The organism is Mycobacterium bohemicum DSM 44277, assembly GCF_001053185.1.
GTDB lineage: Bacteria > Actinomycetota > Actinomycetes > Mycobacteriales > Mycobacteriaceae > Mycobacterium > Mycobacterium bohemicum.
Genome location: NZ_CSTD01000001.1, coordinates 1,533,904 through 1,560,773 on the forward strand (window position 1 = coordinate 1,533,904; position 26,870 = coordinate 1,560,773).

At 69.5% G+C, this 26,870-nt stretch carries 23 protein-coding genes; 10 read left to right on the plus strand and 13 right to left on the minus strand.

All coding sequences use genetic code 11. The features are described from left to right. Positions 1–8: 8 nt before the first annotated feature. From BN971_RS06970 to BN971_RS06985, 4 genes are read right to left on the minus strand one after another with little or no spacing between them, the layout of a single operon-like run. Positions 9–1,988, minus strand: a complete 1,980-nt coding sequence (locus BN971_RS06970; RefSeq protein WP_085180060.1) for a glycosyltransferase — start codon at positions 1,986–1,988, stop codon at positions 9–11. Further along, entirely contained in the window at positions 1,985–3,460 is a 1,476-nt protein-coding gene (locus BN971_RS06975) for an oligosaccharide flippase family protein (RefSeq protein ID WP_085180061.1), read from the minus strand. Before BN971_RS06975 ends, BN971_RS06970 begins: the two co-directional genes overlap by 4 nt. An 11-nt stretch (positions 3,461–3,471) precedes the next feature. After that, on the minus strand, positions 3,472–4,989 hold the full coding sequence (locus BN971_RS06980; RefSeq protein WP_085180062.1) for a sugar transferase: 1,518 nt from the start codon (positions 4,987–4,989) through the stop codon (positions 3,472–3,474). 8 nt (positions 4,990–4,997) lie between these two features. Then, on the minus strand, positions 4,998–6,125 hold the full coding sequence (locus tag BN971_RS06985) for a PPE family protein (protein WP_085180063.1): 1,128 nt from the start codon (positions 6,123–6,125) through the stop codon (positions 4,998–5,000). A 410-nt stretch (positions 6,126–6,535) separates the two neighbouring features. Between BN971_RS06985 and BN971_RS06990 the strand changes: the two genes are divergently transcribed. The 3 genes from BN971_RS06990 to BN971_RS07000 are packed head-to-tail and all read left to right on the plus strand — an operon-like array spanning position 6,536 to position 10,291. Next, a complete protein-coding gene (locus tag BN971_RS06990) occupies positions 6,536–8,518 on the plus strand; it encodes a hypothetical protein (RefSeq protein ID WP_085180064.1) in 1,983 nt (660 codons plus the stop codon). A gap of 30 nt (positions 8,519–8,548) precedes the next feature. Continuing rightward, the gene (locus BN971_RS06995; RefSeq protein ID WP_085180065.1) at positions 8,549–9,418 is read left to right on the plus strand and encodes a class II glutamine amidotransferase; all 870 of its coding nucleotides are present in this window, start codon (positions 8,549–8,551) and stop codon (positions 9,416–9,418) included. 3 nt (positions 9,419–9,421) lie between these two features. Further along, the gene (locus BN971_RS07000) at positions 9,422–10,291 is read left to right on the plus strand and encodes a patatin-like phospholipase family protein (RefSeq protein WP_085180066.1); all 870 of its coding nucleotides are present in this window, start codon (positions 9,422–9,424) and stop codon (positions 10,289–10,291) included. Positions 10,292–10,296: 5 nt separating this feature from the next. On the opposite strand, the gene BN971_RS07005 is transcribed toward BN971_RS07000, so the two are convergent. After that, positions 10,297–11,376, minus strand: a complete 1,080-nt coding sequence (locus BN971_RS07005; protein ID WP_090350031.1) for a patatin family protein — start codon at positions 11,374–11,376, stop codon at positions 10,297–10,299. 100 nt (positions 11,377–11,476) lie between these two features. Further along, complete coding sequence (locus BN971_RS07010; RefSeq protein WP_090349890.1) at positions 11,477–11,929, minus strand: lipoprotein LpqV; 453 nt, start codon at positions 11,927–11,929, stop codon at positions 11,477–11,479. A 142-nt stretch (positions 11,930–12,071) separates the two neighbouring features. Here BN971_RS07010 and BN971_RS07015 point away from each other — a divergent pair, with 142 nt between their 5' ends. Both BN971_RS07015 and BN971_RS07020 read left to right on the plus strand, forming a co-directional pair. Beyond that, on the plus strand, positions 12,072–12,632 hold the full coding sequence (locus BN971_RS07015) for a cysteine dioxygenase (RefSeq protein ID WP_085180067.1): 561 nt from the start codon (positions 12,072–12,074) through the stop codon (positions 12,630–12,632). After that, positions 12,629–13,075 carry a rhodanese-like domain-containing protein gene (locus BN971_RS07020; protein ID WP_085180068.1) on the plus strand — a complete coding sequence of 149 codons (447 nt, stop codon included), beginning with the start codon at positions 12,629–12,631 and terminating at the stop codon, positions 13,073–13,075. Before BN971_RS07015 ends, BN971_RS07020 begins: the two co-directional genes overlap by 4 nt. A gap of 542 nt (positions 13,076–13,617) precedes the next feature. On the opposite strand, the gene BN971_RS07025 is transcribed toward BN971_RS07020, so the two are convergent. The 3 genes from BN971_RS07025 to BN971_RS07035 are packed head-to-tail and all read right to left on the minus strand — an operon-like array spanning position 13,618 to position 17,220. Continuing rightward, a complete protein-coding gene (locus tag BN971_RS07025; RefSeq protein WP_085180069.1) occupies positions 13,618–15,381 on the minus strand; it encodes an alpha/beta hydrolase in 1,764 nt (587 codons plus the stop codon). A gap of 10 nt (positions 15,382–15,391) precedes the next feature. After that, positions 15,392–16,174: an enoyl-CoA hydratase gene (locus BN971_RS07030; RefSeq protein ID WP_085180070.1), complete on the minus strand. Its 783-nt coding sequence runs from the start codon at positions 16,172–16,174 to the stop codon at positions 15,392–15,394. Next, the gene (locus tag BN971_RS07035; protein WP_085180081.1) at positions 16,171–17,220 is read right to left on the minus strand and encodes an enoyl-CoA hydratase/isomerase family protein; all 1,050 of its coding nucleotides are present in this window, start codon (positions 17,218–17,220) and stop codon (positions 16,171–16,173) included. The genes BN971_RS07030 and BN971_RS07035 overlap by 4 nt, the downstream gene beginning before the upstream one ends. Before the next feature lie 291 nt (positions 17,221–17,511). Here BN971_RS07035 and BN971_RS07040 point away from each other — a divergent pair, with 291 nt between their 5' ends. After that, a complete protein-coding gene (locus BN971_RS07040) occupies positions 17,512–18,366 on the plus strand; it encodes a Bax inhibitor-1/YccA family protein (RefSeq protein WP_085180071.1) in 855 nt (284 codons plus the stop codon). A gap of 99 nt (positions 18,367–18,465) precedes the next feature. On the opposite strand, the gene BN971_RS07045 is transcribed toward BN971_RS07040, so the two are convergent. Both BN971_RS07045 and BN971_RS07050 read right to left on the minus strand, forming a co-directional pair. Further along, the gene (locus BN971_RS07045; RefSeq protein WP_085180072.1) at positions 18,466–19,683 is read right to left on the minus strand and encodes an acetyl-CoA C-acetyltransferase; all 1,218 of its coding nucleotides are present in this window, start codon (positions 19,681–19,683) and stop codon (positions 18,466–18,468) included. A 75-nt stretch (positions 19,684–19,758) separates the two neighbouring features. Then, a complete protein-coding gene (locus BN971_RS07050) occupies positions 19,759–20,724 on the minus strand; it encodes an SGNH/GDSL hydrolase family protein (RefSeq protein WP_090350032.1) in 966 nt (321 codons plus the stop codon). Positions 20,725–20,967: 243 nt separating this feature from the next. On the opposite strand from BN971_RS07050, the gene BN971_RS07055 reads away from it, so the two are divergent. The 4 genes from BN971_RS07055 (at position 20,968) to BN971_RS07070 (ending at position 25,568) form a co-directional block, all read left to right on the plus strand. Next, positions 20,968–22,035, plus strand: coding sequence for an alpha/beta hydrolase fold domain-containing protein (locus tag BN971_RS07055; RefSeq protein ID WP_085180074.1), 1,068 nt, complete (start codon positions 20,968–20,970; stop codon positions 22,033–22,035). A 49-nt stretch (positions 22,036–22,084) separates the two neighbouring features. Further along, positions 22,085–23,491, plus strand: coding sequence for a cystathionine beta-synthase (locus BN971_RS07060; protein ID WP_085180075.1), 1,407 nt, complete (start codon positions 22,085–22,087; stop codon positions 23,489–23,491). 90 nt (positions 23,492–23,581) lie between these two features. Then, on the plus strand, positions 23,582–24,367 hold the full coding sequence (locus BN971_RS07065) for an RDD family protein (RefSeq protein ID WP_090349891.1): 786 nt from the start codon (positions 23,582–23,584) through the stop codon (positions 24,365–24,367). Between the two features lie 31 nt (positions 24,368–24,398). After that, positions 24,399–25,568, plus strand: coding sequence for a cystathionine gamma-synthase (locus tag BN971_RS07070; RefSeq protein ID WP_085180546.1), 1,170 nt, complete (start codon positions 24,399–24,401; stop codon positions 25,566–25,568). 69 nt (positions 25,569–25,637) lie between these two features. Here BN971_RS07070 and greA read toward each other — a convergent pair whose 3' ends face one another. Both greA and BN971_RS07080 read right to left on the minus strand, forming a co-directional pair. Beyond that, on the minus strand, positions 25,638–26,132 hold the full coding sequence (gene greA, locus BN971_RS07075) for a transcription elongation factor GreA (protein ID WP_085180545.1): 495 nt from the start codon (positions 26,130–26,132) through the stop codon (positions 25,638–25,640). 221 nt (positions 26,133–26,353) lie between these two features. Next, positions 26,354–26,788: a DUF4307 domain-containing protein gene (locus BN971_RS07080; protein WP_085180544.1), complete on the minus strand. Its 435-nt coding sequence runs from the start codon at positions 26,786–26,788 to the stop codon at positions 26,354–26,356. Between the last annotated feature and the right edge of the window lie 82 nt (positions 26,789–26,870).

The following is a 26,870-nucleotide window of genomic DNA, read 5'->3' on the forward strand; positions in this document are numbered from 1 at the left end:
GGACGAACCTAATTCGCCAGCACGGCGCCGATCGCCTCCAGGTACGCGTCGGTCATCGCCTCCACCGTGTAGTACGTGCGCATGCGCTCGAAACCGCTCCGGCCCATCGCCGGCAGCGCGGCGGGGTCGGCCAAGATCTTCGCCAGGTGCTCTCGCCATCCCGATACCGAAACCGGTTCGACGAGAAAGCCCGCCCTCCCGAAGTCCAGCATCTCCGGAGCGGCGCATACCGCCGACGCCGCAACCGGTATCGCCCGGGCCATCGCCTCGAGGATCACTACCGGGAATGCCTCGGAGCGGCTGGGAACGCACAGCAGGTCCGCATCCGCCAGCGCCGGCCCCGGGCCGGCGGACCATCCCCGCCAGTGCACCCGGTCGCGCAACCCGGCGGGTGTGAGTGCTTGCAGCCGCTCCCGGTCCGGGCCGTCGCCGAAAATTGAGAGCGTCCAAGGCATATCGGCCAGATCGGCGAGGGCCTCGATGAGCAGATGCGGGTTCTTGTGCTCCACGATCCGCGAGAGCATGACCAAGCGCGGCGGCTCGCCGACGGTTACGGCACGGGGGGGCGGCTCGTCGCCCGCGGCCACCCCGTTGGGTGCGATGAATCGTCGCCCCCAAAGCCGGTGCTGGGCGGCGAGCATGTCCCAATGCCGTTGGGCCAGCACGATGAATCCGTCCGCGCGGCGCATCGCGGCGGTCAGTGGCCGCGAGTAGATGGGTCCGTCCTCCGCCGGGGGAACGTGCGGGGCGACCAGCCAGCGCCGGTCCCTGGCCGCCGCACGCCACAGCGTGGCGAAGCCGGCCTCGGTGTTGGTATCGGCGGTGATGAGCACCGCGGGACCGTCGGGCAGGTCGATCATGGGTGCCCACCAGGGCTGGCGCACCACCCGCACTGTGGGCGCGATTTCGGAGATCAACGGGCCGAACCGTTGCACGCAGACGATGGTGACGTCGTAGCCGCGGCGGTCCAATTCGGTTGCCAGCAAGGCCTTCTGTCGTTCGGCGCCCCCGTAGACGAGCCGGTTGGTGGTGATCACGATCGCCGGCAACCCCGAGCGACGGGTGGTGCGGACGCCGTGCGCGGCATTGCGGTCCGGCCGCCGCAGCCGCCGCATCAGCGCTCCGCCGGCGAGGTAGGCGTCCGCGTGGTGAACGCTGCTTTGATGTTCGAGCAGCAGCGCCGTGTTGGCGCGCACCAGGTCTCGGTCGCGGCACGTTTCGGCGGCCGGCGCGGATTCTCCGCCCCCTACCGCACCGCGGTCGACCGCGAGTTCGTCGGCCAGCAGCAGGCGCCAACCCGCCGCGCGGGCCCGGTCTTGCCAATCGGCCACCGCTTCGTGGCCGAAGAACTCCTCGTCTAAGCCGCCGACGGCGTTCCAGGCGGCGCGGCTGATCGCCAGACAGATCCCGGCCAGGTGGTCGACGTCCTGCGATTCGGGCGGCTGGCGCGTATAGAGTCGCGAGAAGGGCGCTCCGCGTGGCGAATCGGCGCGGCCGGCTTCCGCGATCAGCGCCCGGGTCAGCGTCTGGCGGCGGGTGGCGACGTCCCACGGCGCCCAATCGGGTGCGGTGTCGTCGCCCACCATCGGCGACACCGCCGCCACATGCGGCCCGCGCAGCAACTCTCGGGTGCGTGTCAACGGCCCGAGCAGGTGGGCGCCGGCGCTCAGCAACAACAGGTCCGCGTCGCCCGGGGCATGTTCGACGAGGGCGTTGAAGGCCGCGGCGAAGCCGACGTTGCCCGCACCCTGCACCCAGTGCACCGCCGGGCGGCGGGCTTCCAGTTCGGAACTCCCCGTGCAGGTTTCATCACCGTAGACGTACACCGGCAAACCGGGCAGCTGCGCGGTGACGCTGTCGATGGAGCGCTCGAGCGGGTCGAGGCCCTGGTCGGCCACGATGAGCACCGCGAGCGACCGATCGGCGGGCAGGGCGGCCGTTTCCCCGGCCGGGCGTTTCAGGTAAGCCCGATCCATCTCACGCGTCATGCCACCAGCTGATTCCCGCGGAATGAGGCCCGCACGGAGTCCAGAGCCGACCAGCGCAACGGACCGGCCGCCGCGCTGGTGGCCAGGTAGGCGGCGGCGGCGGCCGCCAGCACGAGCACCACGTTGAAGCCCGAAAGCAGCAGCGTCACAAGGACACTCGCTCCCGTCGGTACCAGCAGCCGCAGCAGGAACCGCACCGGAGTGCGATACCCGCACCGCCGGCGGAGCCACCAGCTGCTGACCACCATGTTGAAGAACTCAGTGCACACCAGCGCGACGCCCGGTCCTACGGCGCCATACCGCCCCGCGAGGGCCAGATTGAGGGCGACGTTGAGGGCGAGGGTCGCCATCGTCAACCAGAACAAGATCCGCTGATGATGGCTGGCGACCAAACCCTGGCCCAGGGTGCCGCTGACGAACCGCAGGGCCGCGGCGACGAATAACAGCGCCAGCGTTGGTGTCCCGCGGGCGACGAAGGCCTGTTCGCCGAAGAGCGCGATCAACGGGCCGGCCAGCAGCGCACCGACGACCGCGACGGGAACCGCCGCGAAGTACATCAGCTCGACGCTGCGGCGCAGGAAGGCGGCGAACGCGGCGACATCGCGGGCGAACAGCTCGGTGGCCGTCGACAGCGTCGACTTCAGGAAGATCAGCGACACCACGATCGTGTTGAACGCGATCGTGAAGGCCAGCCCGTAGACGCCCACTTCCGAATGCGTGCTCAGCAGGGACAGGATCACCCCGTCGGCGCGGCAGTACAGCAGCCCGACCACCAGAAACCCGATGAGCGGCAGGCTTTCTCGCAGCAAATCGAAGGCCTCCCGCGGAGCGAAGACCGGGCGGACCGAGATGTGCCGCGTCGCCGCGGCGCCCTGGATCAGCAGCGCCACGGCCGGCGGGATGAGCTGAGCGACGGCGAACCAGACGACATTCGAATGCGCCCCCACCAGGAAGGCGACCATGACCAGCGCGCCCACCCGGCCCGCCACGTCGGAGACCGCCACCGCGGAGAACCGGACGGTGGCCAGAAAGACCGGTTCGAACCGGGTCACCATGGTCTGCATCAGCAGCGCCCCGGACAGCACGACGAGCATGAGCCGCACGTCGTTGTCGTGATAGACGAGCAGCCCGGACCCGGCCGCCAACACGGCCAGCGGAACGCAGTAGACCAAGGCCATGCCGCTGTTCACCCGGACCAGTCGCTCGAGGTCACCGCGGCCCCCGGTCACCCGGCGCACGATCACGGTGGCGATGCCGAGATCGGCAAGGCTGTTCCACATCGCGATGAAAAGGATCGCTATCGAGAGCTGGCCGTAGCGGCCGGGACCCAGATAACGCGCGGTCATCGCCACCGAAACGACCGACGCCACCATCCCCAGCGCCCGGCAGATCAGCTGGATCGAGAATGCGTGAGCCATCCGGGCCAGCGGCACGGACGGCACGACCGCACCAGGAGCCGTCGGCTCAGTCATGGAGCGTGGGCCTAGTAGGCGCCGTGGCTTGTCAAAACGGCCTTGACCGTCTTGGCGATGATCATCAGATCGCCCGCCATCGACCAGTTATCGACATACGACAGATCCAACCGGACGGACTCATCCCACGAAAGGTCCGAACGGCCGCTTACTTGCCACAATCCGGTGACGCCCGGCTTCACCAGCATCCGTCGGTTGACGTCACCGTCGTAGCGCTCGACCTCGCGCTGCAGCGGGGGACGCGGGCCGACGACGCTCATGTCGCCCTTGAGCACGTTGATGAACTGTGGCAGCTCGTCGATGCTGAATCGGCGCAGGAACCGGCCGACCGGGGTGACACGGGGGTCTTGGCGCAGCTTGAACAGCACGCCACCGGCGCCCTCGTTCAGCGCCAACAGCCGGTCGAGGTGCTTGTCCGCGCCGTCGGTCATGGTGCGGAATTTGAGCATCGGGAAGGGCTTGCCGCCGATGCCTATCCGTTCGGACGGGTAGAAGACGGGTCCCTTGCTGGTCAGCTTGACGGCGATCGCCGCCGCGACGAGCAGCGGTGACGTCGCGATGAGGGCCGCCAACGAGAAGCAGAAGTCGAACGCCTGCTTCTGGAAGCGCTGCGTGCCCTCGTATTGCGGCTTTTCGACGTGCAGGAGCGGCAACCCGCCGGTCAGGCGCAGGGTCAGTCGCGTCTCGGCGACGTCCATCACCCCGGGCGACACCACGAGGTCGACGTCCATGGTCTCCAGCTGCCACATCAGTTCCCTGATCGCCTGCACGCCGAAGTGGCCCGTCTGCGTCACCGCCACGGTGTCCGCGCCGCAACTGCCGATCGCGGCCACCGCATGGGTTTCGTCACCGAGGATCGGGATCTTGCGCCCGCCGACGGTGAGCACGTTGCCGCGCGGCGCTCCGTAGCCGGGAATGCAGACGCCGACCACGACGCAGCCGTCCCCGGGGTTGCGGGCCAGCTCGTGCGCGAGGTGCGAGACGGCCTGCCGGTCCCCGATCGCCAGGACCGATGTTTGACAACGGCCGCGCTCCCGCTGGCCGCGGATGTACTTGCGCCACAGGCTGCGGCTGCTCAACAGGGCGAGCGTGCCGACGGGAAGGGCGATCGCCAGATAGCCGCGGGCCAGGTCGACCTTGGCCAGCAGCGCGACCATCGCGATGATCCCGAACGTCCAGAACGTCGCGCTGCCGATCCGCCGGTACTCGTCGATGCCCGCGCCGATGATCCGCGGCGACCGCGACTGGAATATCGCGAGGGAGGCGAGCCACAGCCCGGCGAAAACGCACGAGATGAGCGCCATGACCGCGTCGGGGTAACCCGAGGTGTTCGGGAAGTCCCCGAACCGGACGTACTGCGCCAGGGTCACCGACGCGACGATGATCACCGCGTCGCTGATGACCAGACGCCGCGAGTAGTCGTATTGCCAGCGGCGTGGGGAACCGCCGGTTGGGGTGGACTCCGGGGGAGCAACGACCGGGGAGCGGTGGGCGGGGGCGCCAGCGGGGGCGCTGTGCAGCAACGTCATCGCGTGGCCTAGCCGTATCCACCCGACGGCGGGCGCGTCATGATCGTGGGCACCATCCCGTACCGGGGGCCCAGGTTTCGGGTCGTGCCACCCGAGCGGGGGAGCGATCCCAGGATGGGCGGAATGTTCGTCCCACTCGAGCCGACGTTGGCCAGCGGCGTCACGGAGCTGACCGTGGTCGCGGGGATCACGCTGGTCCAGCTCGCCGGTACGGACAGGGGGCCGAGCGCCGAGGCGGTGCCGATGCTGCCGAGCACACCGGGCAGCGCGGCGGCCCCCGAGGCGGCGGCACCCAAACCCGCCGCTGCCTGGGCGGCCGCGGCACCCGCACTCGCCGCCCCCGCGGCGGCGCTGCTGAGCATGCCCTGACTGCTCGCGGCGATCCCGAAGACGGAGGACATGGCGTACATCGGCGTGGCCGCCGCCATCAGCCACGCGGGCGCGTTCGAGGCGAACAGGGTCGTGGCGGTGGTAGTACTGCCGATCCCGGGAATCGTCAGGTTCTGCAGCGCGGTCGGCACCGCGGACATCAGGGTCTGCAGTGAGAATTGCGACGTCGCCGACGCGGCCGCCTGGGCGACGGTGGACGCCTGTTGTCCCAGCCCACTCACGTTGACGACCTCGGGGGGCGAGGTGAACTGTGTCACGTCGGTGGCGGCCGCGGAATGGGCCGCGTATTGGTACATCGCGGCGGCGTCCTGCGCCCACATCTCGCAGTACTCGGCCTCGGTCGCCGCGATCGCGGCCGAGTTCTGACCGAAGAAGTTGGTGGCGACCAGGGTGGCCAGTTGAACGCGGTTGGCGGCGACGGCCGCCGGCGGGACGGTCATCGCGAAGGCGGCTTCGAACCCCTCGACGGCGAGCCTGGCGTGGCTGGCCGCCTCGGCGGCCCGCGCGGCGGCGCCCATCGCCCATGCGACGTACGGGCCGAACGCGGATGCCATGGTCAGGGATGAGGCACCCAGCCACCGACCGGTGGTCAGCGACGCGATCACCGAGCGGTACGAACTTGCGGTCTGCATCAACTCGGTGGCCAAGTTGTCCCAGGTCACCGCGGCGGCAACCATCGATCCCGAGCCGGGACCGGCGTACATCCTCGCCGAGTTGATCTCCGGCGGTAGGAGGCCAAAATCCATTTCTACCTAACCTCGACTATCAGGAGGCCCGGCTCGCGCCGGTACGGCCCGGGCACATGCGGCCCCAAGCCCCACAGGTAGCTCTCGGTGAGCCCATCAGTTTCCTCCCCGGCCGATCGGCCGGAATATTCTCAAGTGATCGCAGGTGTGCAGACTGGCTCTGCGTCAATTATGGGGAAACCATACCATTCGTTAAAACGGAAGCGTGCACGAATATTTGCGTCATAAACCGAGGCTTTGGTCACAGGTGTGATGCGGACCACTGTGGCATTTGGTGAGGTGCGGTCTCCGCAGTTGACCTGCCGGGCGGCGCGGCACCCGCGTCCGGCCTCACGCGTGCGGAGCCGCCGCCGAATCGCCGGCGGACCGGAAAAGCCACGAATAAGCCGAGGGTTTCGAGGTCCGTATCAATGCATACTATTCCGGTGATCTACCGGAAATGGGTGGCCAAAGCCATCGCGCTGTTCGGCGCTATCGCATTCGTGGCCACGGGTGCGCCGGCGTCGTGGAGCGCGCACGCCGACCCCGCTGCGGCGGACTCGCCGACGCTTGCCCTATCCGACCTCGGCTCCTCGGCCATGCTGGAGTTCTGGGGCCTGACCAGCAGCCAGCAGCTCACCGTGCCGGTGCTGCGTGGGCTCACGCCGACCGCGCTCAACGCGACCGTCGAGTTGCCGGTCAACTTGCGATCCGGGGAGCTGACCGTGACGCAGGGCGAGCGCACGATCGCCAGGCTCACCCTGCCGACCGCCGATCAGACGCCGATCACGATCCCGCTGGGCGGCGCGGAAGTCACCGACGACTGGCTGACGGTGACCATGCGCTCTTACCTGGTGCCGCTGGACGGGTACTGCCTGTACCCGGAGAGCCCGCTGCGCCTGGCCAACGGGACGGTCACCTACACCGGAACCGAACTGCCGCCGACCACCGTGGCCCACTTCCTGCCCCCGGTACTGCGGAAGCTCACGATCTATCTGCCGCAGTCGCCGTCGACCGGCGAGGCCGACATGGCCATCCGCCTGGCCACCTCGGCGGCCGCGCGCTACGGGAAGCAGAATCCCGACATCGCGGTGGTCGCCTTGCCGGAGGGGCAAGCCGCGCCGCCGGCGCCACCGCAACCGCTGGAACGCCAGATCGTCGTCAAGGACGGCCCCGACAACGGGCTTTCCCTGCAGGGCGCCACCGGAGTGCCGTGGCTGTTGGTCTCGGGTTCGCTCGCCCAGACCGACGATTCGGATACGGCCATCCTGTTCGGCGACCTGTCGGAGCTGGCCATTTCGTCCAAGGCCGCCGCGGAAACCCCGACGATCGCACCGCGCCTGCCCGGGAACTCCGTGTCCCTGCGTGATCTGGGTCAGCCCTTCGCCAACGCGACGTCCCTGCAGCCGCGGGTGTCCGTCGGAATCGACCAGACCAAGTTCGGCCGATCCGTTCATGACGTGCGGGTGCACCTGCAGGGGTCCTACACCCCGACGCCCGGCAATATCGCCGGCCAGGTCGCCGTCAACATCGGCCCGGAGACCATCGACCATTGGCCGACCGACGGCCACGGGACCGTTGACCACTGGGTCGACGTCCCGGACCGGCTCTTGCAGCGATACACCAGTCTGGATCTGGTCCTCGACGTCGCCGGCAACGTCGGACACTGCGGCGACTTCTACACCGCTGGTCCCGGGACGCAGCTGCTCACCCTGAACATCAGCGGCGACAGCACCGTCCAGAGCAACCCCGCCGCACCGCCGGTGCCCGGTGGCTTCCAATCGATACCCCAAACGCTGATGCCCCGCGTCCAGGTGGGCATGGACGCTCATTCCTTGATTGACACCGTGCGCGCGGTCCAGATCATGGTGGGTCTGCAGCGCCTCAGCGCGACCCCGATCGCCACCACGGTCACCAGCGTGAAGCAGGCGATCGATTCCTCGAATCCCGCGCTGTTGATCGCCGCCGACGGCTGGAACCACTCCGACGTCGCGCTGCCGGTGGCCGCCGGGCCCAGCGGTCCGATCACGGTCAACGCGATGGAGTCCGGCGACAAGCCCACCAAGCTCACCCTCGATCCGACGCTGCGGTTCGCCTCTCTGCAAACGGTCTTCAACCGGGGCAGGTCCCTACTGGTCGCGTCCTCCAACGGCGCGCCCGCGCAACTCGACGAGCTGCTGCGGTGGCTCAACGGCGACAAGAAGCGCTGGCAGCGACTCAAGGGAGTGGCGGTGGTCTCCGCGCCCGGCCAAGATCCCGTCACCGTCGATCAGCAATCGTCGTCCGCGCCCGGTCAAAACGGAGCGGCGGGGCAGAGCCACTCGGACCTGGACTGGCTCTGGTGGTTCGGCGCGGGCTGGCTCGTGCTGGCCGTCGCCGGCGCCGGCGTGATCGTGCTGCGCACCCGACGCTGATCTCCGCTGCACCCGGTAGCGTCGGACATCGTGTGTCGACTGTTTGGCCTGCACGCCGGGACCCAGCCTTGCGTCGCGACCTTCTGGCTGCTGGACGCCCCGGACAGCCTGGCCAGGCAGAGCACGCGTAACCCGGACGGCACGGGCCTTGGCGTCTTCGACGAGGGCGGCCGGCCACGGGTGTACAAGGAGCCGATGGCGGCATGGGAGGACGCCGCGTTCGCCACCGAGGCGCACGAGCTGAGCGGCACGACGTTCGTCGCGCACGTTCGTTACGCGACGACCGGGTCACACGACGTGCGCAACACCCACCCCTTTCTGCAGGACGGGCGCATCTTCGCGCACAACGGCATCGTCGAGGGGCTCGACGTGATCGACGAACGGCTGCGCGAGGTGGGCGCCGCGGATCTGGTGCTCGGCGAGACGGACTCGGAACGGGTCTTCGCCCTGATCACCGCGTCGGTCCGCGCCCACCACGGCGACGTTCCCGCGGGCCTGCTGGACGCGATGACGTGGTTGCGCGCCAACGTGCCGATCTACGCGGTCAACGTGCTGCTGAGCACGGCCACCGACGTGTGGGCGCTGCGCTATCCGCAGACCCACGAGCTGTACCTCCTGGACCGGCGTCACGACGAGGCCTCGCGGCGGGACTTCCACCTGCGCACCGCGCGCATCCGCGCGTGGTCGCAGCACCTATGCACCCGGTCGTCGGTGGTGTTCGCCAGCGAACCCATGGACGACGACCCGCGCTGGCGGCTGCTCGAACCGGGCGAGCTGGTCCACGTGGACGCGGGCTTGCGGATCACCCGCAGCCTGGCGCTGCCCGACCCGCCCCGTCATTTGGTGCGCCGGGCCGACCTGAGCGCGCGCGCCGAGCAGGCGCAGCACGTGATGGCTTGAGCCGTGACGACCAGACGAGCGCTCGTGCTGGCCGGCGGGGGGATAGCCGGAATCGCTTGGGAGACAGGGATTTTACGGGGAATCGCCGACGAGTCACCGGAGACCGCCAGGCTGCTGCTGGGCTCCGACGTGCTGGTGGGGACCTCGGCGGGCGCCGCGGTCGCGGCCCAGATCGGCAGCGGCGCCTCGCTCGACGACCTCTACGAACGGCAGGTCGCCGACTCGTCGGCCGAAATCGATTCCGGCGTCGACACCGACGACATCGCCGAGATGTTCCTGGCGGCCCTGCGCGCCCCGTACGACGAGTCCGTGCCCCTCACCCGCCAGCAGGTGCAGCGGATCGGGGCCGTGGCGGTGGCGACCAAGACCGTCCCCGAATCCGTCCGGCGCGCCGTCATCGCGCAGCGGCTGCCGTCGCACGACTGGCCCGACCGGGCGCTGCGGGTGACCGCGATCGATGTCGAGTCGGGTGAACTCGTTGTCTTTCAACGGGATTCGGGTGTAGAGCTGATCGATGCGGTGGCGGCCAGCTGCGCGGTCCCGGGCGCATGGCCCCCGGTGACGATCGCGGGCCGGCGCTACATGGACGGCGGGGTGGCCAGTTCGGTCAACCTGTCCGTGGCGCGGGACTGCGACGCGGCGGTGGTGCTGGTGCCGTCGGGTCCGGACGCGCCGTCACCGTTCGGCGACGGCCCGGCCGCGCAGGTCTCGGCGTTCCCCGGCCCGACCTTGGCGGTGTTCGCCGACGACGGCTCGCTCGCGGCCTTCGGCCCCAACCCGCTCGATCCGCGCTGCCGCATCGCCTCGGCCAGGGCCGGACGGGAACAGGGCCGCCGCGAGGCCCCGGCCGTCGCGCGGTTTCTGGCCGCCTGAACCCGTCAGCCGTCGATCCCGGGCGCGTCCCGGTCGTCATTCTCCAGTTCGTCCAGCGCCCGGTCGGCCAGTGCCCGGCCCGTGTCGATCACCTCCACCGCCCGATGGAATTCCAGGCTGCGGCAGACGGAGCGGGGCACCTCGATCAGCAGGTCGGGCGGGTAGACGGCCAGTGTGTGGCGCGCCAGCGCCGACTGGGCGAGGTCGATCGTCCGGTTCATCACGTCGAAGCTGCCCAATTTCGGGATCCCGGGGGCCGGTGCGGCGTCGTCGTGATGCTCGTCCGCGTCCGCTGGGTCTGCGTCGTCATCGGCGGCCCAGTCGTCGGTTTCGGTCATCGGCGCCCCGAACCTGCTGAGCACCGCCCGGGCGGTCGGGCGGTCCAGCAGCGAACGCGCGGCCGCGGTGTCGAGCAGGGCGGAGGTGCCGCGCACCATGCGGCTCAACCACTCGGCGGTGGCGCCCGGCTCGGGGTCTCGGTTGGCGATCGTCTCGCTGCCGCTGAGATTGACCGCGATGGTCAGGTCCGCGTTGACGGCGGACAGCGGTGCCATGGGCAGCGGGTCGAGGATGCCCCCGTCGGCGAGCAGCCGCCCGTCTGCCTCGTGCGGGGCGATCACGCCCGGGATCGCGATCGACGCGCGGATCGCCTCGTCGACGGGACCGCGCTGAAACCACACCGACTTGCCGGCAAGCAGATCCGTCGCGACCGCGGTGTAGGGGATGGGCAGCTCCTCGATGGTGACCGGACCGAGGATGTCGCGCACCGCGTCGAGGATCTTCTCGGCGCGCAGTACCCCGGCCGCGCTGATGGATGGGTCCAGCAGCCGCAGGATCGTGCGCTGAGTCAACGACTTCGCCCACTCGGCGAACTCGTCGAGGTGCCCGGCCGCGTGCAGTCCGCCGACAACAGCCCCCATCGACGAGCCGGAGATGCCGACGATGTCGTAGCCGCGCGCCCGCAACGCCTCGATGACGCCGATGTGGGCGTAGCCCCGGGCGCCGCCGCTGCCGAGCGCCAGCGCCACCCGGACCGGTGTCGCCCCGCGCGAACGCGCCACGTCCGCCCCGGGTGCGTCGGCCATCTCCTCATTCTGCGCGGCCGTCCGAGCCCGCACCGTCCGAGTAGGCACTTTCGCTGCCCGTGATTCGAATTGCGCGGGTGCCCGTGGCGAGGCGCCGGGCCTACCCGCATTCGTCGTTGGCGGCCGCGCGCGCGGCGGTGATGACCGCGGCTTGGCGTGCCAGCGTCAGGTCCGCCCACCGGGTGTTCCAGCTTCCCGGGGTGCCCGACGGCGACGCCTGCACCATCGCCAGATACGGCTCCAACGGCGGCGAACCGGTCTTGGGCTGGGCCTCCATCCACAGTTTTGCGGCGTGACAGGCCTGGTAGTACTCCTCCTCGGTGGAATCCGCCGGGATATCGACCCTGGTGGTCACCCCGGCGGGGGACCGGCCGATGGCGCCCGGCGGGGCCGAAGTCGGCCCCGCGGGGATTCCCGAGGGCCGCGGCGACGACGTCGCCCCACCGCCGGTGTGGGCGTTCGGGCCCGGCTGGGAGCAGGCCCCGACCGCCAGCACGGCGGCCCCGATCGCAACCGCGCCCCACCGCAGGGGCCGATGACCGCGCCAGTGCACCCGATCAATCTATGCAACACTGGCGGCCGTGATCGAGCGCTTCGGATTCTGCGAGTGTTGTCGGCCCTGACCCGCCGCCGCTTGTCCGTCCGTTCACTCTGGAGCTTTCCCCATGTCTTTGCCTTTGACCAGGTCTCTCACCATGCCCGCGCCCGTCGCTTTTCCCGCGGTGCTCCCCGCCCCCGGGCCGACCCGGCTGCGGGTGCCCGACCTGCTGCACGCCACCGACCAGGCCGCCGACGCCGTGCTCAGTGGGCGCTGTGACCACCTGTTGCCCGAGGCCGGTTTGCCCGAGTCGCGCCGCTGGTTCACCCGCATCCACGGCGACGACGAGCTCGACGTCTGGCTGATCAGCTGGACGCCGGGTCACCCCACCGAATTGCACGACCACGGCGGATCGCTGGGCGCGCTGACCGTGCTGTCCGGCTCACTGAACGAATTCCGTTGGGACGGAACGGCGTTGAGGCGGCGCCGGCTGGAGGCCGGCGACCAGGCCGGATTTCCGCTCGGCTGGGTGCACGACGTGGTGTGGGCGCCCAGGGGCGTGGCCGGAATCGGGTCTGAGGACGCCGGCAAGGCGCCCACCTTGAGCGTGCACGCCTACTCGCCGCCGTTGACCGCGATGTCGTACTACGAAGTCACGCACCGCAATCGGCTGCGCCGGCGGCGCACCGAACTGACCGACCAACCGGAGGGATCATGACGAGCCGCATCGACCTTGTCCTCAGAGCCGCCCGGCGCCGCTACCGGCGCCTGCCCGCCGCGGAGGTTCCGGACGCCCTGCGGCGCGGCGCGGTGCTGGTGGACATCCGGCCGCAGGCCCAGCGCTTGCACGAGGGGGAGATCCCCGGCGCGTTGGTGATCGAACGCAACGTGCTCGAATGGCGCTGCGACCCGACGAGTGATGCCGCGCTCCCCGAGGCGGTCGGCGACGACGTGGAATGGGTCATCGTGTGCTCGCAGGGCTATACCTCGAGCCTCGCCGCGGCCGCCCTGCTCGACATCGGCCTGCACCGCGCCACCGACGTCATCGGCGGCTACCACGCCCTGGCGGGTGCCGGTGTGCTGGAACAGCTGCCGGACTGCGCGGCCGTCGCACGGCGGGGTGATCTGGCCGACGCCGGTTTCGTTCGCCGCTGGCTTTAGCGGCGATCACCAGCGCGGCGTAGCCGGGTGCAGTGGGTCGCCGCGGTTGGGGTTAGCGGCGATCACCAGCGCGGCGTAGCCGGGTGCAGTGGGTCGCCGCCCACAGGACCAGCTAGCCGCCACCACCGCCACCGCCGCCGCCGTCGCAGCTGCCGCAGTAGTAGTCGCCGGTGGTGTTGTACTGGGCCGGGGCCGGCGGTGCGGGCGGCGGCGGAACGGGGCTCGGCGGATCCGCCGGTAGCACTGCGTAGGGACCAGATGCGTTCGGCGTCCCGGCGGGCATCGCGGGAACGCCGCCGCCAACGGCCGTGGGGGCCATAGGGATTGCGATCAGCGCCCCCGTCAACATCAACTTCGTGATTCCACTGCGGACGGATGGTGATTTCGACCAGGTCTTCATTGACCACTCCTTCAATTCCCGTAACGGGGGTATACAGGCCGATACTCCACCGAAATCAGCCGCTTTCAGTTAAGGCGACGTTACCGCCGTGTAAGCACACCGGCGGCACGGGCGTGGGCCCGCAGTTGCGTTGCCGCCGGCTCTAGTCGCTGGCGTGCAGGAGCGGGCGCAGCCGTTGGGTCTTGTCCGGCGTCCAACCCGGCGGCGACAGCACCGCGGCCCAGGCATTGGCGACGTCGGCGACGTAGTGGTGACCGTGCCCGTCGGGCACGTTCAGGGCGACCGCCATGTCCGCGGTGACCTGAAGGAAGGTCACAACCGGGATCCACTCCGTCTGGGGGAGCACGTCGTAGCCCCGCTTTTCCCGTAGCCAGTCCGGCCGGGCGAACAGCAGGTCGGGGGTCCACCAGGCGATCGGGTCGGACGCGTGCTGCAGGTAGACCACCCGCGGCTGGGCCCAGACGGCGTCCGGGCGCGCCAGATCGCTTGCGCGGGCGACGAACCGGACGTTTTTGCCGTCGTTGTAAATCGGCAACCACTCCGGCGAACCGGCGTCGCGGGTCGCGGTGAGGTCGGTCCAGATGGTGTTGTTGAACGTCGGCCCGCTGAACAGGGCGCCGTCGGTGCGGGCCAAGACGTTGTTGAGGCTCATGAAGGGCGCCTCGCCACCGAACGAGCCGAGGCTCTCGCCGAAGACGACGAGCTTGGGGCGCTGGGCCTCGGGTATCCGCCGGATGAGCCGGTCCACCGCCTCGAAGAGCGCCTGGCCGGCGTGCCGGGCGTTCTCCTTGTCCACCAGGAACGACAGCCAGCTCGGCAGGAAGGAGTACTGCATGCTCACGATCGCGGTGTTGCCGTTGTACATGTACTCCAGCGCGGCGGCTTCCGCCTCGTTGATCCAGCCGGTGCCGGTGGTCGTGCCCACCGCGACGACGGCGCGCTGCAGCCCGCCCTCACGCTGCAATTCCTGCGCGGCCAGGTCCGCCGTCGCGGTGATGCCGTCCGCCGAATTCAGCCCGGCGTAGGCGCGAATCGGCTCGGTGGCCGGCGCGCCGTTGAACTTGGTCAGCTCGTCGACGGTCGGGCCGCTCTCGACGAAGATGCGGCCCTCGCGGCCCAGCGAATCCCACGACACCAGCGACTGCGGGCCACCCGATCGCAGCGGTGTTTTCGGGGCCGCGGTGTCCGGACTCATCTCGTTGTTGGCCGAGGCGAACGTGTTGTTCATGGTGCGCATCGCGAACTTGAGCACCACACCGTTGAGGATTGTGATGGTCAACACCGTGAGTGCGACCACCACGATGGTCGCCGACAGCCGGAACGGCGCGACCCGGTCCACCTCTCCGACCAAAAAGCGGACCAGCCAACGGACGAACTGGCCGATCTCGACGAAGGTGAACAGCACCACCAGGGACAGCCCCGCGGCCACCGGGTAGTCGTACCACTTCAGGTGCGCGACGCCCATCAGGTCGCGGACGTCGTCCTGCCAGACGTGGAAGCGGATCGCCATGACGACCATGCCGACCGCGCCGATCGGTATCAGCACCATCCACGCCCAGCGCGGCGCCGGCGGGCTGGACTCCTTCCCGGCCATGTATCGGACCAACCAGACGGCGAACACCCCCAGTCCATATCCGATCGCGCCGGAGATCCCGCTGACCAGACCCTGAAACAGCGCGGTGCGCGGCAGCAGCGACGGTGTCATCGAGAACCAGATGAACACCAGGCCGACGGCGGTGCCGGTGAAGGTGTAATGGCGGACCCACCATCGGCTGGCCGCCCGCCCGGGTTCGCGGACCCCGGCCGGCTGCTTCGCCGGGGTTTCCTTTTGCCCGGCTTCGGGTTTCGTCCCGGTTGCCGTTGGCCCGGACGAGGTTTCCGTGGCCGCAGCCGCCGGTTCGCTCATCGCAAATACTTTACCGGTGGGTGAAGTTGGGGGGACGCTTCTCGATGAAGGCGGCCATGCCTTCGGATTGATCGTCGGTCGCGAAGGCCGAGTGGAACAACCGGCGTTCGTACAGCAGCCCCTCGGACAGCGTCGATTCGAAGGCCCGGTTGACGGCCTCTTTGGCCATCCGCGCCGCCGACCGCGACATCTGCGAAATGGTGGTCGCGACGGCCTTGGCCTCGGTCAGCAGGTCGTCGGCCGGCACCACCCGCGAAACCAGGCCGCTCCGTTCGGCTTCCGCGGCGTCGATGGTGCGCCCGGTCAGAATCAGGTCCATCGCCTTGGCCTTGCCGATGGCCCGGGTGAGCCGCTGGGAGCCGCCCATGCCCGGCAACACCCCGAGCTTGATCTCCGGCTGGCCGAACTTGGCCGTGTCGGCCGCGATCAGCAGGTCGCACATCATCGCGAGCTCGCAGCCGCCGCCGAGCGCGTGTCCGGCCACCGCCGCGATCGTCGGCGTGCGGACGGCGGCCAGTTTGCCCCAGGGGGCGAAGAAGTCGGCGCCGAATGCGTCGGCATAGGACAGGCCGGCCATCTCCTTGATGTCCGCGCCGGCGGCGAACGCCCTGGCCGAACCGGTGATGATGATCGCACCGATCCCCGGGTCATTGTCCAATTCGGTTGCAGCCGTAGTGACTTCGTTCATCACCTGACTGTTGAGCGCGTTGAGCGCCTGCGGCCGGTTCAGGGTGATGATGCCGACGCGCTCCTGGCGTTCGACGAGGATGGTTTCGTATTCCGTTGCGGTCATGAGAACTCCAATTCACGGTCGGCCGGCGCGAAGTACGCCTCGACGTCGGCGCGTGTGACGGCCGCCAGCGACGCGGGCGACCATTTCGGATTGCGGTCCTTGTCGATGACCTGGGCGCGAATGCCCTCGACGAAATCGTGACTGCGCAGCGAGCCGCAAGACGTCCGATATTCCTGGCGCAGAACGTCTTCCAGCGTCTCGAGCTTTGCGGCCCGTCGCACCGCCTCCAGTGCGACCGACACCGAGACGGGCGAGCGGCTCTCGATCAGGTTGGCGGCGTCTCCAGGCCCGGCGCCGGGGCCCGCGTCGTACTCGCGCAGCGCGGCGACGATGTCGGTCGCGCTCTCGCCGGCGTAGCATCGGTCGATCCATTCCCGTTGCGACAGAAGCTGACTCGGCGGCGGTGAGGCGGCGTGCGCGGTGAGCGCGGCGTCGATGCCGTCGGCGACGATCGCGTTGGTGAAGTCCGCGAGCGCGTCGTGTGGGACGAAGTGGTCGGCGAAGCCGAGCGCGATCGCCTCCGCGGCCCCGAACGTTGTACCGGTCATCGCGGCGTGCAGGCCGAGCAGTCCGGGGGCGCGCGAGAGGATCAGCGTCCCGCCGACGTCCGGGATGAAGCCGATACCGACTTCGGGCATCGCCATTTTCGTGGTGTCGGTGACCACGCGGACGCTGCCGTGCACGCCGACCCCGACGCCCCCGCCCATCACGATGCCGTCCATCAGCGCGATATACGGCTTGGAGAACCGGGCGATCTGAGCGTTGAGCCGGTACTCGTCGTACCAGAACTTTCTCGCCTCCGACCCGTCGGCGCGAGCGCTGTGATAGAGCGGGACCAGGTCGCCTCCGGCGCACAGGCCGCGCTCGCCGGCGCCCGCGATCACCACCGCGCCCACCTGGTCATCGGCTTCCCAGCGGCCGAGCAGCGCGCTGAGCGTGTCCACCATCGCCTGGTTCAGCGAGTTGATCGCCTTCGGCCGGTTGAGCGTTATCACCCCGACGTTGCGCTCGACGCGGGCCAGAACTTCGTCGGATCCCTCGGTCACGCCCACAGCCTCCCATTACAAATCCGATGCCGCCCGGTCTCGACCAGCAATCTAGATCGTCGCGGGTGAGGCGGTACCCGCGGGTAAGGGGTTATCTTTGACGCGACACGAACCAAGACCACGACAAAAGGGGCACGAAACGGCCCGAGTTTCGGGCAAACGCCACGTCGCCGGGGAACTCGGGCGGGCGGCCGATCGTTGAGCAGTTGTTCGAAACAGTTCGAACCCATAGTCACATTCGAACCCACAATCCATCGCGAGAACGACAGTCCATCGAGAGAGGAACCGACGGTGCGGGAGACAAGCAACCCGGTATTTCGTTCGCTGCCCAAGCAGCAGGGCGGATACGCGCAATTCGGCACTGGCACGGCCCCGAAGCCGGGGTACGACCCCTACAGCCCTTACAGCGGCTACTCCGCCCCGTACCAGGAGGCGGGCAAGGTTTCGCGCCCGCTGACCATCGATGATGTCGTCACCAAGACCGGCATCACGCTGGCGGTGTTGTCGTTCAGCGCCGTCGTCTCCTACTTCCTGGTGGAGTCCGACCGCGCCCTGGCGCTGCCGTTGACCATGGTCGGCGCGCTCGGCGGTCTGGCGCTCATCCTGGTCGCGACCTTCGGCCGCAAGCAGGACAACCCGGCGATCGTGCTCAGCTACGCCGTGCTCGAGGGCATGGTCCTGGGCGCGATTTCGTTCATCTTCGCTAACTTCTCGGTGTCGCACGCCAACGCGGGTGCGCTGATCGGGGAGGCCGTCATGGGCACCTTCGGCGTGTTCTTCGGGATGCTGGTGGTCTACAAGACCGGCGCCATCCGGGTCACGCCCAAGTTCACCCGCATGGTCGTGGCCGCCCTCTTCGGGGTGCTGGCCCTGATGCTCGGCAACCTGGTGCTGGGCATGTTCGGAGTCGGCGGCGGCGCCGGTCTGGGTCTGCGCAGCGGCGGACCGCTGGCGATCATCTTCTCGCTGGTGTGCATCGGCATCGCGGCGTTCAGCTTCCTGATCGACTTCGATGCGGCCGACCAGATGGTCCGGGCCGGTGCGCCGGAGAAGGCGGCCTGGGGCATCGCCCTCGGCCTGACCGTGACCCTGGTCTGGTTGTACCTCGAGATCCTGCGCCTGCTCAGTTACCTGCAGAACGACTAGCAAGCTCGACGATGGAAAAGGCCGGCACTTAGGTGCCGGCCTTTTCCGTGCGCCGCGTGCCGCCGCCCAGGCTTCACCCGCGACGGCCGGCGGCCGAAGCTAGCTCAACCGCTCGAGGATCATCGCCATGCCCTGGCCGCCGCCGACGCACATGGTCTCCAGGCCGAGCGTCTTGTCGTGGGTCTGCAGGTTGTTGAGCAGCGTGGTCGCGATGCGCGCGCCGGTCATGCCGAACGGGTGACCCAGAGCGATCGCCCCGCCGGACACGTTCAGCTTGTCCTCGTCGATGCCCAGCTCGCGGGCCGACCCGAGCACCTGCACCGCGAAGGCCTCGTTGATCTCGAACAGGTCGATGTCGGCGACCGACATCCCGGCGCGGGCGAGCGCCCGCTTGGACGCCTCGATCGGGCCCAGGCCCATGATCTCCGGGGACAGGCCGCTGACGCCGGTCGACACGATGCGCGCCAACGGGGTCAGTCCCAGCTCTTTGGCCTTGGTGTCGCTGGTGATCACCAGCGCGGCGGCGCCGTCGTTGAGCGGGCAGGCGTTGCCCGCGGTCACCGTGCCGTTGGGCCGGAACACCGGCTTGAGCTCGCTGACCTTCTCGTAGGTGGTCCCGGCCCGCGGGCCATCATCGGTGCTGACGGTGCTGCCGTCGGGCAGGGTCACGGGCACGATCTCGCGCTCGAAGAACCCGTTCTTGATCGCCTCCTCGGCGCGGTTCTGGCTGCGCACGCCCCAGCGGTCCTGGTCTTCGCGGCTGATGCCGGTCAGCAGGGCCACGTTCTCGGCGGTCTGGCCCATCGCGATATAGACGTCGGGCAGGTTCCCGTCGGCGCGCGGGTCGTGCCATTCGTCGGCGCCGGCGGCCGCGGCGTCCGAGCGCTCCCGGGCCTCGTTGAACAGAGGGTTCTTGGTGTCCGGCCACGAGTCGGCGCTGCCAAAGGCGAAGCGGGACACGGTCTCCACGCCCGCGGAGATGAACGCGTCGCCCTCGCCCGCCTTGATCGCGTGGAACGCCATCCGGCTGGTCTGCAGCGAGGACGAGCAGTACCGGTTGACGGTGGTGCCGGGCAGGAAGTCGTAGCCCAGTTCGACGGCCACGGCGCGCGCGATGTTGAACCCGGATTCACCGCCCGGTTGCCCGCAGCCCAGGATGAGGTCGTCGATCTGGTGCGGGTTGAGGGCGGGCACCTTGTCGAGCGCCGCGCGCACCATCTGGGCGGCCAGGTCGTCGGGCCGCATGCTCGCCAGGGACCCCTTCATGGCGCGGCCGATCGGCGAGCGAGCGGTTGAGACGATGACGGCTTCGGGCATGGGGGTTCCCTCCAAATAATTGCGGGCTCGCGGGCCAGGCGGGTGGTAGCTCCACTCCGACGGGCCAGAACAAATCTAATCGTTGACCGCGGGGCCGCACGAAGACGGGGTGCGCCCGGCGCTCACCGGGCCCCGCAACAGTCGCGACATGATGCTGAGCCGGGTGTGGCGCTGACCCAGCGTCGGATTGGCCGGCGGCACCGGCAAGGTCAGCAGAGGACGCTCGACCTTTTCGCCGAGCGCCTCGCAGAGCGCGTTCAGCAGCGCGTCGGCGGCGTGCGCATAGGCGATCGCCGAGGGGTGGTAGCCGTCCGCGGAGAACATCGCGTCGCCCATCGCCCGGAATTTCGGCGCCAGCAGCTGCGCCAGCGGGACCGGCACGCCGCCGGCCGCCCGCACGGCCGCGGTCTGGGCGCGGCACAGCTGAAGGCAGCGCTCGTGGGCCAGGGAGCGAAGCGGCTGCGGGATGGCGCCGATGACGCCCAGGTCGGGGCACGTCCCGACGATCACGACCGCGCCGCGGGTGCGCAGCTTGCGAACGGCCAGGCCGGCGCGCTGGGCCGACTGGCTGATGCCGTTGAGCGCCGTCACGTCGTTGGCGCCGAGCATCAGCACGGCGATGTCCGGCGGCGGGCCCGCCACGAACATCGCGTCCACCTGGCCGCACACGCCTTTGGAGGTGGCGCCGACGATGGCCTTGGTGCTCAGCCGGATGCGTTTGCCGGTCTGCTCGGCGAGCCCGCGCGCGATCAGCACGCCCGGCACCTCGTCGGCGTGCGTGCAGCCGTAGCCGGTGGCCGTCGAGTCCCCGAAGATCATCAGGTGCAGGTCCGCGGGCACGCCGCGCCGCCACCGCTCCGGCGGCCCGCCGCCGCGGGTGTACACGCCGTCGGCGCGCGGGGGAACCTCCCACGCCTTCGGGATGACGGTGCGCGCGTGCGTCGCCTGACCGACCAGCAGGTTGCGTGCGCCCAGGACGGCCGTACCCGTCGAGGCCAGTGCCCCCGCCGTGGCCAGGGCGATCGTCGAACGACGCGGCACCCGGATGGTCACGCAGTCCAGTTTAGATCGGCTCGACTGTTTGCGGAGGCGAGTAACGAACAATGTGGTCACGGTGCGAATCAAAAGTGGTATCAAATTAGATTATTCAAATGCAGCGCTTAGGAACGCCTGCCAAGCTAAGTTCAACGGATTGGCTGAACGGTTGGGACTCGGGCTGAACCAGACGGTTAGCTGGCTCGTCACATGCTATTTCGCACTACAAAGACGTAGAAAGTGTTGAGCATGAGCGCACCGAACAACGTATCCGGTTCGCCCCGGTATGCCGTTCACCAACGTGACATCCTCAAGGCACGTAGGGTTGAGGCACGCAGATTCGCAATCAGCGACGGCGCACCGGTCGAGGTCCTCGAGTCCGGTCCCAGCGTTGCTGCGCGGGTTGCCACGCTCGCCGCGCGATGGACGGTCCGGCCCGTTCTGGCCGTCGGCAGCCACGTCCCCAACTTCCCCTGGCCCTGGGGCCTCATCGACCTCGCGGCACGGGTCGTGCTCCCGGTATCGGCCACCGTCCGCGAGACGGTGAACTTGCGGAACGCTTCCGCGCAGCTGGTGCGCGCCCCCGGTGTGCTGCCCGCCGACGGCACCCGCCGGGTGATCATCTACCTGCACGGCGGCGCATTCCTGACGTGTGGGGCGAACTCGCACGGCAGGCTGGTCGAGACACTCTCAAAGTTTGCTGATTCGCCCGTGCTGGTGGTCAACTACCGACTGTTGCCCAAGCATTCGGTTGGCATGGCCCTCGACGACTGCCACGACGGTTACCAATGGTTGCGCCTGCACGGCTTCCAGCCGGACCAGATCGTGCTGGCCGGCGACTCCGCGGGGGGCTACCTGGCGCTGGCCTTGGCGCAACGCCTGCAGGCCGAGGGCGAGGAGCCCGCCGCGCTGGTGGCCATCTCGCCACTGCTGCAGCTAGCAAAGGAATTCAAGCAGGCCCACCCGAACATCAACACCGACGCCATGTTCTCCTCCAAGGCGTTCGACGCCCTCATCGCCCTCGTTGCTGGGGCGGCCCGCAAGAACATCGTCGACGGCAAACCCGAAGAGATCTACGAGCCCTTGGAGCACATCAAGCCGGGATTGCCGCGGACGCTGATTCACGTGTCGGGGACCGAGGTGTTGCTGCACGACGCGCGGCTGGCGGCGACCAGGCTGGCCGCGGTCGGCGTGCCGGCCGAGGTCCGGGTGTGGCCGGGGCAGGTGCACGACTTCCAGCTGGCCGCGCCCCTGGTGCCGGAGGCCATGCGTTCGTTGCGTCAGATCGGCGACTACATCCGCGAGGCCACCGGCTGACGCACGGCGCGGCTGTGCGCGGCGTGGGGGTCCCTGACACGATGAACGCATGCGGATCGCCCAGCACATCAGTGACCTCATCGGCGGTACGCCGCTGGTTCGGCTGAACTCCGTCGTCCCCGAAGGCGCCGGCACGGTGGCGGCCAAGATCGAATACCTCAACCCCGGCGGCAGCTCCAAGGATCGCATCGCGGTGAAGATGATCGACGCCGCCGAGGCGGCCGGGCAGCTCAAGCCGGGCGGCACCATCGTCGAACCGACGTCGGGCAACACCGGGGTCGGGCTGGCGCTCGTCGCGCAGCGGCGCGGCTACAAGTGCGTGTTCGTGTGCCCCGACAAGGTCAGCGAGGACAAGCGCAACGTGCTGATGGCGTACGGCGCCGAGGTCGTCGTGTGCCCGACAGCGGTGCCGCCGGACGACCCGGACAGCTACTACAGCGTCTCCGACCGGCTGGTCTCCGAGATCGAGGGCGCCTGGAAACCCGATCAGTACGCCAACCCGCAAGGACCGGCGAGCCACTACGCCACCACCGGTCCGGAGGTGTGGGCCGACACCGACGGCAAGGTCACCCATTTCGTGGCCGGCATCGGCACCGGCGGCACCATCACGGGCGCGGGCCGCTTCTTGAAAGAGGTGTCCGGGGGCGCGGTGCGCATCGTTGGCGCCGACCCGGAGGGCTCGGTGTATTCCGGCGGCAGCGGCCGGCCCTACCTGGTCGAGGGCGTCGGCGAGGATTTCTGGCCGGACGCCTACGACCGGACCGTTCCCGACGAGGTCATCGCGGTCTCCGACTCGGACTCGTTCGACATGACGCGGCGGCTGGCCCGCGAAGAAGCCATGCTCGTCGGCGGGTCGTGCGGGATGGCGGTGGTGGCCGCGCTCAAAGTCGCGGAGCGGGCCGGCCCCGACTCGCTGGTCGTGGTCCTGCTGCCCGACGGCGGCCGCGGTTACATGTCGAAGATCTTCAACGACGCGTGGATGTCGTCGTACGGGTTCCTGCGCAGCCGCCTGGACGGGTCGACCCAGCAGTCGACGGTCGGCGACGTGCTCCGCGACAAGTCCGGCGCGCTGCCCGCCCTGGTGCACACCCACCCCGCCGAGACGGTTCGCGATGCGATCGGGATCCTGCGCGAGTACGGGGTGTCCCAGATGCCGGTGGTCGGCGCCGAGCCGCCGGTGATGGCCGGCGAGGTCGCCGGCAGCGTCTCGGAGCGCGAGCTGCTGTCCGCCGTCTTCGAGGGCCGCGCCAAGCTGGCCGACGCCGTGTCCCAGCACATGAGCCCACCGCTGCCGCTGATCGGTGCCGGCGAGTTGGTCGGTGCGGCGGGCAAGGCGCTGCGGGACTGGGACGCGCTGATGGTGGTGGAGGAAGGCAAGCCCGTCGGCGTCATCACCCGCTATGACCTGCTGGGATTCCTCTCGGAAGGCCCGCGGGGCCTGGCCGGGCGACGGTAGCGACGCCGGGCGCGCACCTCCCGCGCGGGGACGTTGCTCAGGTACTGTAATGCGGCCGAGTTCAGCCAATCCGCCACTGGAAGGGTTGCAATGACCGAAGAACCGCGCCCCGGCGGCGCATTCCCGCCCAATCCCTCGCCGTACCCCGAGGCGCAGCCGACCCCGCCCAGTTTTTCGCCGTACCCCGAGGCGCAACCGACCCCGCCCTCGGCACCCCCGCCGTCCCCCGAGGCGCCCCCACCACGACCGCCAGACCCCCCCCCCCCCCCGCCGCCGGGCGGGGGTTCCTACCCGCCCCCTCCGCCCCCGCCGGGCGGGGGCTCCTACCCGCCGCCCCCGCCGTCGTCGGGCGGCTACGCCCCGCCGCCGCCCGGGCCGGCGATCCGCACCCTGCCGACCGAGTCCTACGCGCCGTGGCTCACCCGCGCGCTCGCGTTCGTGATCGACTACGCGCCGTACGCCGTCGTGTTGGGCATCGGTTCCCTGCTGTTTTTCAGCCTCACGCAGCGTTCGTGCGTCACCGATATCACCCAGTACGACGTCACCCAGGTCTGCGCCGACCAGCCCACGGTGATCGGGCAGCTGTTGCAGTGGGCGGCGAACCTGCTGGGGCTGGCCTACCTGGTCTGGAACTACGGTTACCGCCAGGGCACCACCGGGTCGAGCCTGGGCAAGTCGGCGATGAAGATCAAGGTGGTCAGCGAGGTCACCGGCCAGCCCATCGGTTTCGGCATGTCGGTGGTACGCCAGCTCGCCCACTTCGTCGACGCGATCATCTGCTTCATCGGTTTCCTTTTTCCGCTGTGGGATTCCAAACGGCAGACGCTGGCCGACAAGATCATGACGACGGTGGTCCTGCCGATCCAGGAGGGGTGACGGCTCGGGGCGGTCACTAGGCTGATCGTCGATGAGCGAGGACCGACGCCACGAGTTCACCGGGCTGGCGACCAAGGCGATCCACGCCGGCTACCCGCCGGACCCGGCGACCGGGGCGGTCAACACCCCGATCTATGCGAGCAGCACGTTCGCCCAGGACGGTGTCGGGGGGCTGCGGGGCGGGTTCGAGTACGCGCGCACCGGCAACCCGACCCGGGCGGCGCTCGAGGCGGCGCTCGCCGCCGTCGAGGCCGGGGCGTACGGGCGGGCGTTCGCGTCGGGGATGGCGGCCACCGACTGCGCCCTGCGCGCGATGCTGCGCCCCGGCGACCACCTGGTGATCCCCAACGACGCCTACGGCGGCACCTTCCGGCTGATCGACAAGGTCTTCACGGGGTGGAACGTCGAGTACACGCCGGCGGCGCTGTCCGACCTGGACGCCGTGCGCGCCGCGATCACCCCCCGGACCCGGCTGATCTGGGTCGAGACGCCGACCAATCCGCTGCTGACCATCGCCGATATCGGGGCGATCGCCGAACTGGCCGCAACACATCAGGCAAAGGTGTTGGTGGACAACACCTTTGCCTCGCCCGCCCTGCAGCAGCCGCTGACGCTGGGCGCCGACGTCGTCCTGCACTCGACCACGAAGTACATCGGCGGGCACTCCGACGTGGTCGGCGGCGCGCTGGTGACCAACGATCGGGATTTGGACGACGCGTTCGGCTTCCTGCAGAACGGGGCCGGCGCGGTTCCCGGTCCGTTCGACGCCTACCTGACGATGCGGGGGCTCAAGACGCTGGTGCTGCGGATGCAGCGGCACAGCGAGAACGCCATGGCCGTCGCGGAGTTCCTCGCCGGGCATCCGTCCGTCGGGGCCGTCCTGTATCCGGGCCTGCCCGGCCATCCCGGCCACTCGATCGCCGCGCGGCAGATGCGCGACTTCGGGGGCATGGTGTCGGTCCGCATGCGCGGCGGTCGCCGGGCCGCCGAGCAGCTGTGCGCCGGCACCAGGGTGTTCATCCTGGCCGAATCGCTGGGCGGGGTCGAGTCGCTGATCGAACTGCCCAGCGCCATGACCCACGCGTCGACGGCCGGCTCCCAGTTGGAGGTGCCCGACGACCTGGTGCGGCTCTCGGTCGGAATCGAGGACGTCGCCGACCTCATTGCCGACCTGGATCAGGCGCTTGCGCGCGCCGGATAATCCGGCGACGCGACACGCCGCTGAACCGTCGCCGCACGCACGCTCGCGGCCGGCTGGCGGCGGAAAAGCTCAGGAGTGGTAGGGCTCCGCGCTGACCAGCGTGACCTCGACGGTATTGCCGTTGGGCACCACGTAGCTGCGCGTCTCGCCCACCTTGGCGTCGATCAGGGCGCCGCCCAGGGGTGAATTCGGCGAGTAGACCTCGAGCTTGCCGTCGTTGATGCCCTCCTGGCGGGTGGCGATCAGGAAGGTCTCGGTGTCGGACTTGTCGCCGTTGTAGTAGACCTTCACCACCGATCCGGGCAGCGCGACGCCGGACTGCTTGGGCGCCTCGCCGACCTTGGCGTTGTTCAGCAGGTCCTGCAGCTGGCGAATCCGGGCCTCTTGCTGGCCCTGCTCCTCGCGGGCGGCGTGGTAGCCGCCGTTCTCGCGCAGGTCGCCTTCCTCGCGGCGATCGTTGATTTCGGCGGCGATGACCGGACGATTGGCGATCAACTGGTCGAGCTCGGCCTTGAGTCGGTCATGTGACTCCTGGGTCAGCCAGGTCACTTGAGTGTCCGTCATCTCGTCGTGCTCCTCGTGGTCGATCGCAGTATTCGTCGTTCCGCGCAGCGCGAAAGCCTCCGCAGCCCTGACGGGTTGCCCGGTCCTCCCCGCGTGCTGCCGCTCGGATCGCTCGGGCCATTAATGCAGCAATACACGGTCCCAGTCGGAACCGTGCATTCACTCATGTTACCACCGCGCAAACATTCGATGACTCGATTTGCGCATCCGGCCTCGTGCGGTCAGGAAGGGCGCAGGTAGCCGGGTACGTCGGCCCCGCAGCCGTAGATGTCGGCCATCACTGGCCGCTGGGAGGACTTGACGGTGGTCGTGACCTGCACCGTGGACTGGGTCGCCGGCGGGACCAGCACCTCCCGCCGGCCGGTCTCGCTGCCGTCGGCCGCCTTGACCCGCACGATGCAGTCCACCGGCCGCGACGGGTCGGATCGCGTCACGCTGATGGTTACCGACGCCGTCTCGTCGTCGATCACCCGGTAGCCGGCCAACGAGCCCGACACGCTACTGGTGCCCAGCCGTTGATAGCCGAGGACCGCGACGCCGATGCCCGCCACAACCGCCAGCGCCGCGGCGGCGATGGCCAGCCGGCGGCGGGAGCGCGGCGACATCCGCGGACGCCCGTAGCGGGCCGGGGGACGGGGAATGGCGGTCTCGGTCATGCCTGGTATGCCTGGGTGGTGGGCTGCCGAGGGCGGGCAGCGGTCGCAGGACTGGAATTATAGGGTCAGACCGGCCGACCAT

What these genes read in the sequence shown, in the direction of transcription:
- BN971_RS06970 (WP_085180060.1), bottom strand. Translation starts at nt 1,988, where the DNA reads ATGACGCGTGAGATGGATCGGGCTTACCTGAAACGCCCGGCCGGGGAA.
- BN971_RS06975 (WP_085180061.1), bottom strand. Translation starts at nt 3,460, where the DNA reads ATGACTGAGCCGACGGCTCCTGGTGCGGTCGTGCCGTCCGTGCCGCTG.
- BN971_RS06980 (WP_085180062.1), bottom strand. Translation starts at nt 4,989, where the DNA reads ATGACGTTGCTGCACAGCGCCCCCGCTGGCGCCCCCGCCCACCGCTCC.
- BN971_RS06985 (WP_085180063.1), bottom strand. Translation starts at nt 6,125, where the DNA reads ATGGATTTTGGCCTCCTACCGCCGGAGATCAACTCGGCGAGGATGTAC.
- BN971_RS06990 (WP_085180064.1), top strand. Translation starts at nt 6,536, where the DNA reads ATGCATACTATTCCGGTGATCTACCGGAAATGGGTGGCCAAAGCCATC.
- BN971_RS07005 (WP_090350031.1), bottom strand. Translation starts at nt 11,376, where the DNA reads ATGGCCGACGCACCCGGGGCGGACGTGGCGCGTTCGCGCGGGGCGACA.
- BN971_RS07015 (WP_085180067.1), top strand. Translation starts at nt 12,072, where the DNA reads ATGCCCGCGCCCGTCGCTTTTCCCGCGGTGCTCCCCGCCCCCGGGCCG.
- BN971_RS07020 (WP_085180068.1), top strand. Translation starts at nt 12,629, where the DNA reads ATGACGAGCCGCATCGACCTTGTCCTCAGAGCCGCCCGGCGCCGCTAC.
- BN971_RS07025 (WP_085180069.1), bottom strand. Translation starts at nt 15,381, where the DNA reads ATGAGCGAACCGGCGGCTGCGGCCACGGAAACCTCGTCCGGGCCAACG.
- BN971_RS07030 (WP_085180070.1), bottom strand. Translation starts at nt 16,174, where the DNA reads ATGACCGCAACGGAATACGAAACCATCCTCGTCGAACGCCAGGAGCGC.
- BN971_RS07045 (WP_085180072.1), bottom strand. Translation starts at nt 19,683, where the DNA reads ATGCCCGAAGCCGTCATCGTCTCAACCGCTCGCTCGCCGATCGGCCGC.
- BN971_RS07055 (WP_085180074.1), top strand. Translation starts at nt 20,968, where the DNA reads ATGAGCGCACCGAACAACGTATCCGGTTCGCCCCGGTATGCCGTTCAC.
- BN971_RS07060 (WP_085180075.1), top strand. Translation starts at nt 22,085, where the DNA reads ATGCGGATCGCCCAGCACATCAGTGACCTCATCGGCGGTACGCCGCTG.
- BN971_RS07065 (WP_090349891.1), top strand. Translation starts at nt 23,582, where the DNA reads ATGACCGAAGAACCGCGCCCCGGCGGCGCATTCCCGCCCAATCCCTCG.
- BN971_RS07070 (WP_085180546.1), top strand. Translation starts at nt 24,399, where the DNA reads ATGAGCGAGGACCGACGCCACGAGTTCACCGGGCTGGCGACCAAGGCG.
- greA (WP_085180545.1), bottom strand. Translation starts at nt 26,132, where the DNA reads ATGACGGACACTCAAGTGACCTGGCTGACCCAGGAGTCACATGACCGA.
- BN971_RS07080 (WP_085180544.1), bottom strand. Translation starts at nt 26,788, where the DNA reads ATGACCGAGACCGCCATTCCCCGTCCCCCGGCCCGCTACGGGCGTCCG.